The 1,390-nt window shown below is 63.5% G+C and carries 1 pseudogene; it reads left to right on the top strand.

Annotated elements, in window-relative coordinates:
- The first annotated feature begins 26 nt into the window (after positions 1-26).
- Positions 27-1,293: pseudogene (gene ltrA / locus DD1DGNOD_RS30420) on the top strand (group II intron reverse transcriptase/maturase).
- Positions 1,294-1,390 lie beyond the last annotated feature (97 nt).

Raw genomic sequence — 1,390 nt, 5'->3', positions numbered from 1 at the left:
CCGGGGTTTGTCCCGGGAGGAGACGTGTGAGCAGGTCAGGTCCGGAAAGCAAGCCGTTTCAGATACCGAAGCAGCTGGTGTTGGAGGCGTACCGGCGTGTGAAGGCCAACAAGGGTGCCGCAGGGGCGGACGGGCAGTCCCTGGCTGAGTTCGAGTCCGATCTGAGGAGCAACCTCTACAAGATCTGGAACCGGATGTCGTCGGGGACCTATTTTCCGCCTCCGGTGATGGCGGTAGAGATACCCAAGGAGTCGGGGGGCACGAGAGTTCTCGGCGTGCCCACGGTTGCTGACCGGGTGGCGCAGACGGTGGCTGCGTTGGCGCTGGAAGCCCGTACGGAGTCGATATTTCATGCGGACTCCTACGGTTACCGGCCTCGGCGTGGCGCGCTGGATGCCGTCGCAAAGTGTCGCCAGAGATGCTGGAAGAAGGACTGGGTCATCGATCTTGATGTTCAGAACTTCTTTGATAGTGTGCCGTGGGACCTCATGGTCAAGGCGGTCGAGGCTAACGTCACCACCGGCCAGAAAATGGGTGCTGCTCTATGTGAGGCGGTGGCTTGTCGCTCCACTGCAATTGCCTGATGGGACCCTGGCCAGGCGGGATCGTGGGACCCCGCAGGGTTCGGCGGTATCACCCGTGCTCGCCAACCTGTTCATGCACTACGCGTTCGACTTGTTCCTGGCTCGGGAGTTCCCGGGTGTGCAGTTCGAACGATATGCAGATGACGCGGTCGTGCACTGCGCGTCGGAACGGGAGGCTTGCGTGGTGCTGGCCGCGCTTACCAGCCGGATGGAGGAGGTCGGACTGCGACTGCACCCGACCAAGACCAAGATCGTGTACTGCAAGGACGATAGGCGGCGTGGCTTGTACGAGCACACCTCGTTCACGTTCCTGGGGTACACATTCCGGCCCAGAGGCGCCAGGAGAGCCGACGGAAAAATGTTCGTGGGCTTCCAGCCCGCGGTCAGTCCCGAGGCCCTCAAGAAAATGGGACAGCGGGTCCGCCGATGGCGAATCCACACGCGTACCAGGCATGACCTGGGCGGGCTCGCCGCGCTGATCAACCCGGTCGTGGCGGGCTGGATGAACTACTACGGCCGGTTCTACCGGTCGCAGCTGAATCCCCTCCTGCAACGCATCAACACCTACCTGATGCGGTGGGCTGGCAAGAAGTACAGACGGCTTCGCCCGTACAAGCGGTTCAAGGCATGGTGGACCGGGCTCCTCGATCGAGAGCCCGGGCTGTTCGTGCGCTGGGCCTGGGCACACACGCTCGCCGGAATGCGATGAGAAGAGCGGAGTGAACCGAGAGGCTCACGCTCCGTTCTGTGGGAGCCCGGGGGTGCGATCCCCCCGGGCCACCCGACCAGGTGCGGTGGGCGCGGCG

The sequence above is a fragment of the Candidatus Protofrankia californiensis genome (genome assembly GCF_900634765.1).
In the GTDB taxonomy this organism is placed as follows: domain Bacteria; phylum Actinomycetota; class Actinomycetes; order Frankiales; family Frankiaceae; genus Protofrankia; species Protofrankia californiensis.
The sequence above is the reverse complement of the archived record's forward strand: the minus strand, read 5'-3'. Positions and strand labels throughout refer to the sequence as shown.